4 protein-coding genes and 1 pseudogene are annotated in these 1901 nt (G+C 73.8%); 4 read left to right on the top strand and 1 reads right to left on the bottom strand.

What is annotated here, in order from left to right; translation table 11 throughout:
* Positions 1-193 (top strand): annotated as a pseudogene (locus tag AC2W7G_RS15115) (hypothetical protein); the annotation flags it as partial.
* Between the two features lie 140 nt (positions 194-333).
* Here AC2W7G_RS15115 and AC2W7G_RS15110 read toward each other — a convergent pair.
* Positions 334-564 carry a hypothetical protein gene (locus tag AC2W7G_RS15110; RefSeq protein ID WP_485869165.1) on the bottom strand — a complete coding sequence of 77 codons (231 nt, stop codon included), beginning with the start codon at positions 562-564 and terminating at the stop codon, positions 334-336.
* Between AC2W7G_RS15110 and AC2W7G_RS15105 the strand changes: the two genes are divergently transcribed.
* The 3 genes from AC2W7G_RS15105 to AC2W7G_RS15095 form a co-directional block, all read left to right on the top strand.
* Positions 482-859, top strand: a complete 378-nt coding sequence (locus tag AC2W7G_RS15105) for an alpha/beta hydrolase fold domain-containing protein (RefSeq protein ID WP_485869164.1) — start codon at positions 482-484, stop codon at positions 857-859. The two genes, AC2W7G_RS15110 and AC2W7G_RS15105, sit on opposite strands and share 83 nt — an antisense overlap.
* Complete coding sequence (locus AC2W7G_RS15100; protein WP_485869163.1) at positions 745-1170, top strand: alpha/beta hydrolase fold domain-containing protein; 426 nt, start codon at positions 745-747, stop codon at positions 1168-1170. Before AC2W7G_RS15105 ends, AC2W7G_RS15100 begins: the two co-directional genes overlap by 115 nt.
* The coding region (locus tag AC2W7G_RS15095) for an oxygenase MpaB family protein (protein WP_485869162.1) at positions 1167-1901 on the top strand (735 nt) is incomplete at its 3' end. The genes AC2W7G_RS15100 and AC2W7G_RS15095, both read left to right, overlap by 4 nt.

Raw genomic sequence — 1901 nt, 5'->3', positions numbered from 1 at the left:
TGCCTGGTCGCCCGACGTCGAGCTGTCGCCCGACCCGGTGGCGGCGCTGTGGCAGCTCGCGGCGATCCTGCCCGTCGGCGACCTGGACCGGCTGGCGCTGCTCGAGGTGGCCACGCCCGGCGAGCTGGCCGACGAGCTCGTCGCACGGGCGGCCGACGCCGAGGAGCTCATGCGGGCACGCTTCGGGCGCTGACCCGCGGGTGCGGCACGCTGGGGTGCCATGAGCATGCCGTGGCAGACCCGCCTGTTCGCCGCCGTCCTCGGACGGCTGTCCGCGCCGCAGGAGGAGGTCGACGACGCCCGCATGACGCAGACCCGGGCCCGCCGCAGCCGTCAGCTGACCATGCGCGGCGCGTCGATCGTCTTCGGGCGTCCGGCCCGCGACGTCGCGGTGCGCGAGATCGAGGTGCCGCTCGCCGACGGGTTCGTCTCGCGGGTCCTGCTGCACGTCCCGACCGGGGCGGACGTCCCCGGGCGCGGGGTGCTGAACTTCCACGGCGGCGGCTGGTGCCAGGGCGAGCCGCGGCAGTCGGCCTGGCTGGCCAGCCACGTCGCGTCCCGCACCGGCGCGGTCGTCGTGTCGCCGTCGTACCGGCTGGCGCCCGAGCACCGGTGCCGGCGGCGTCGACGACGCGGTCGCGCTGCTGGAGTGGCTGCTCGCCCACGGCGCCGAGGTCGGCGTGACCGGCCCGGGTCGCGGTCATGGGCGACAGCGCCGGCGGCAACCTCGCCGCGGTCTGCGCCCTGCACGCCCGCGACCACGGCGTCGAGCTGCGTGGCCAGGTGCTCGTCTACCCCGCCGTCGAGATCTACGAGCGCTACCCCTCCGAGGACGCCAACGCGCACGCCCCGGTGCTGACCAGCCGCAGCATGCGCACGTTCAGCCGGACGTACCTGGGGGAGGCCTACGGCGTCGAGGACTGGCAGGCGTCGCCGATCCGGGCCGCGTCGCACGAGGGCCTGTGCCCGGCGCTGGTGCTCACGGCCGGGCACGACCCGCTGCGCGACCACGGCGAGAAGTACCGCGAGGTGCTCGAGGCCGCCGGGGTGAAGGTGCAGCTGGTCGACTACCCCGAGGCCATCCACGGCTTCATGAGCCTGCCCGGCGTCGTCCCGGCCGCGAAGGACGCGCTGGACGAGGTCGTGGCGTTCCTGCGGGTGGTGCTGTGAGGCCACCCGGCAAGAGTCGGTGGCAGCGCCGGCTCGCCGCCCTCGACCCGGAGACCGACTACGAGGAGATGTCGCGCATCCAGGCGACGCTGGAGTTCCCGTGGGACGTCACCCAGGCGCTGAGCTTCGCGCTGTTCCGCACCTACGCCGTGCCGTCGATCGGACGACTCCTGCACGAGACCGGCCAGTTCACGACGGCCACCCAGAAGCGGCACGACGACACCGTCCTCATCCTCGAGGAGATCAGCCTCGAGGGCATGGAGTCGTCCGGCGGGCGGGCGGCGATCCGGCGCATGAACCAGATGCACGGGCGCTACAGCATCGGCAACGACGACATGCTCTACGTGCTCTCGACCTTCGTCGTGACGCCGGTGCGCTGGATCGAGCGCTACGGCTGGCGGCAGGGCACCGAGGCCGAGCGGACCGCGACCGTCCGCTACTACCAGCGGCTGGGCCGGCTCATGGGCATCCACGACGTGCCCGCGACCTACGACGACTTCGCCCGGCTCATGGACGACTACGAGGCCGAGCACTTTCGCTACGACTGGCGCTCGCGCGAGGTGGCCGACGCGACGCTGGAGCTGCTCACGACGTTCTACCCGCGGCGGCGCGCCGGCTCGTGCGCGCGTCCTCGATCGCACTGCTCGACCCGCCGCTTCGCGACGCCTTCGGCTACGACCACCCGCCGGCGTGGTTCGAGCGAGCCGCGCACGGCGCCCTGCGGCTGCGTG

It is taken from the genome of Aeromicrobium sp. PFPM2_SD2 (assembly GCF_057364525.1).
This window is presented reverse-complemented; position numbering and strand designations above follow the sequence as displayed.